Source organism: Streptomyces graminilatus (assembly GCF_001418565.1).
Classification (GTDB): Bacteria; Actinomycetota; Actinomycetes; order Streptomycetales; family Streptomycetaceae; genus Streptomyces; species Streptomyces graminilatus.
In genome coordinates, this window is record NZ_LIQQ01000631.1 from 1 (window position 1) to 2,598 (window position 2,598).

Sequence of the window (2,598 nt, forward strand, 5' to 3'; positions counted from 1 at the left end):
GCCCCGCTCACTCCGCCCGCCCCGACGACTCCGTGTCTCCGGCCCGGCGCTCCCCGGCCACCGCCCGGGCGCCCAGGATCACCCCGACCGCCACCGCGAGCGCCGACACGAGGCCCGCCGCGAGCACGGCCCGGTCGCCCAGGAACGTGCACACGAGCACCAGCGACGCCGCGGCCGGCAGGACCAGTTGATCGACGACGCCCACCTTGAAGTACCGCGAGTGCAGGGCCCAGACGGTGACGAGGAAGAGCGCCGTCGGCACGGTCACGGCGGCCGACGCGGCCTGCGCGGAGATGTGCGCCTTGCCGACCGCCTGCTCGACCGCCACCTCCAAGCCCGCCCCGATCGCCGCCGCCGAAGCGAAGATCAGATAGTGGCCGTAACCCCACAGGAACGCCTGCCTGTTGGTGCGCAGCAGCCCGTGAATGGGGACGGCGAAGTAGATCCACCAGGCGGAGAACACGATCAGCAGCCCGCCCGCGGCGATCGGCAGCAGATCCGCCAGCGCGTCGTTCTCCTGCACAGCCGACTTCACGGCCACCGTCGCCGCCGCGATCGCCTCGCCCAGCACGATGATGGTGAACAGGCCGTACCGCTCGGAGATGTGGTGCGGGTGCCAGGAGGTGGTGAAGCTCTTCTCCGCGTAGACGGGTACCGCCAGTTCGACGAGCGCCATCACCAGGAACACCCAGGGGCGGGCCGGTTCCGGCAGGACCACCAGCCCCGCCCAGCCGACCATGCACAGGAGCACGCCACCGGCGTACCGCAGTGTCGTCGTCCGCTCGGCTCCGTCGGCCGCGCGGGCGGCCCGCAGCCACTGGGCGGCCATCGGCAGCCGCATGATCAGATAGCCGAGCCAGACGACCAGGAAGTCGTGGTCCTCGAAAGCCCGGGAGATCCCGGCCGCCAGCACCAGGACGCCGGCGATCTGGAGCAGTGTCACCACGCGGTAGAGCACGTCGTCGTTGTCGTACGCCGAGGCGAACCAGGTGAAGTTCATCCAGGCCCACCAGATGGCGAAGAACACCATCGCGTAGTTGAGGATCCCCTCGCCCGCGTGCCCCTCGGCGACGGCGTGCACCAACTCGGCGCCCGCCTGGGCGACAGCCACCACGAAGCAGAGGTCGAAGAAGAGCTCCAGCGGTGAGGCGACCCGGTGGGACTCGCCGCGTCCGCGCGCGGTCAGCCTGCGCAGGGGAGCGTCGGGTCCGGCACCGGCCGAGGTGTCGCGCAGGCCGGGTACGCCGGCCATGGGTGAGGAACTGGACGTCATAGGCCCCAGCACAGCAGATCAGCCATCCGTACGCAGGCCAAGGACCGGCGCCGGAGTGTGATCGTGATCCGGCGGGCGCCTTCCGGCCCGGACCGGGCCCGCCAGGTGGGACGTACCCTTGACCCATGACCAGCCCCGCCGCCCCCGAACCGCGCGCCCCGAAGCCCGCGCTGATCTTCGACGACCCGCTGGACCAGCAGTCGTCGGACGACACGGACCGGGGGTGGGGCGAGCGCCCGGCCGAGACCGGCGGCGACAGCGCGGCCGACCTGAGGCGCTTCCTCGACGAGAAGCCGCCCCACCACCTCTGACACCCCCGGGTCAGGCCGAACCGCCTCTGTACGAGGTCGAGCGCGGCCCCTACCGCTCGTTGTGCCCGGTGCCCCGCTGAGCCACCAGCGCGTCGCGGATCTCCTTGAGAACCTCCAGCTCGCTCACCTCGATGACCTCCTGCGCGCCCTCCTTCGCCTTCTGGCGCGCGTCCTGCCGGGCCAGGTACTTCGACATCGGCAGCACCATCAGGAAGTAGACGACGGCCGCGGTGATCAGGAAGGAGAGCGTGGCGCCGAGTACGGAGCCCCACAGGATTCGAATGCCATCCGTGCCCTTGCATTCCTGGCTCAGACAAGAGCTGTAGCTGTCGAGACTCTGCGTCCCGAACGCCCCCACCACCGGGTTGATGATGCCCTTCACCACCGAGTTGACGATGTTGGTGAACGCGGCGCCGATGACCACCGCGACCGCCAGATCGACGACGTTGCCGCGCATCAGAAAGGCTTTGAAGCCGTCCAGTACGGTCGGTTTCTTCTTCTCGCTCACGGCGGGGCCTCTCCTCGTACACGCAAATGGTGGAACAAACAGTTCCGCAACCTACGTCAACGCCCGGTCGGCATGTCCAATTGGGTACCCCCAACGAGGGACTTGACGCCAGACGGTTCGAGGCCGAGTCGATCGAGCCCGCGCTCACCACAGGGTCACCGCCAGCCGCGCCGTCGCGCCCGCGCCGGCCAGCCGGGACGCCGTGGTGTGCGGCACCGAGAGCACGACCAGGGCGCCGCCCTCGGTCATGCCGTCCGGTGACTCCGGGACCCGCGGAACCTGCGTCACCCGTGCCCGGCGTGCGACCACCCGGGCGTCGGTGCCCGTCGGCGACTCCTCGGCCGCGATGACGTCGACCCGGTCACCGGGGCGCAGCAGCCGTACGGTGGCCGCGTCGGCGATCCGTACCGGCGCCGTCACCATCTCCACCGCCGGATGTGGGGCGGATGCGGGGTCGTCCCGTGGCGGACCCGGTACGGCAGCGGCCGGCGGTGGAGATGGTGACG

Annotated in this window: 4 protein-coding genes; 1 reads left to right on the top strand and 3 read right to left on the bottom strand. The window is 70.6% G+C overall.

All coding sequences use genetic code 11. From position 1 onward, the window contains the following. Positions 1 to 7 precede the first annotated feature (7 nt). Positions 8 to 1,273 carry a low temperature requirement protein A gene (locus AOK08_RS38645; protein WP_198539523.1) on the bottom strand — a complete coding sequence of 422 codons (1,266 nt, stop codon included), beginning with the start codon at positions 1,271 to 1,273 and terminating at the stop codon, positions 8 to 10. A gap of 125 nt (positions 1,274 to 1,398) precedes the next feature. Here AOK08_RS38645 and AOK08_RS38650 point away from each other — a divergent pair, with 125 nt between their 5' ends. After that, a complete protein-coding gene (locus AOK08_RS38650; protein WP_055534816.1) occupies positions 1,399 to 1,584 on the top strand; it encodes a hypothetical protein in 186 nt (61 codons plus the stop codon). 49 nt (positions 1,585 to 1,633) lie between these two features. Here AOK08_RS38650 and mscL read toward each other — a convergent pair whose 3' ends face one another. Together mscL and AOK08_RS38660 are read right to left on the bottom strand one after the other, a co-directional pair. Then, positions 1,634 to 2,092: a large conductance mechanosensitive channel protein MscL gene (gene mscL, locus AOK08_RS38655; RefSeq protein ID WP_055534818.1), complete on the bottom strand. Its 459-nt coding sequence runs from the start codon at positions 2,090 to 2,092 to the stop codon at positions 1,634 to 1,636. Between the two features lie 144 nt (positions 2,093 to 2,236). Next, positions 2,237 to 2,598: RcpC/CpaB family pilus assembly protein (locus AOK08_RS38660; RefSeq protein ID WP_241827289.1), on the bottom strand; the 362-nt coding region annotated here is incomplete at its 5' end.

Excerpts from the sequence above, each read along its gene's own strand:
- AOK08_RS38645 (WP_198539523.1), bottom strand. The coding sequence starts at position 1,273 with ATGACGTCCAGTTCCTCACCCATGGCCGGCGTACCCGGCCTGCGCGAC.
- AOK08_RS38650 (WP_055534816.1), top strand. The coding sequence starts at position 1,399 with ATGACCAGCCCCGCCGCCCCCGAACCGCGCGCCCCGAAGCCCGCGCTG.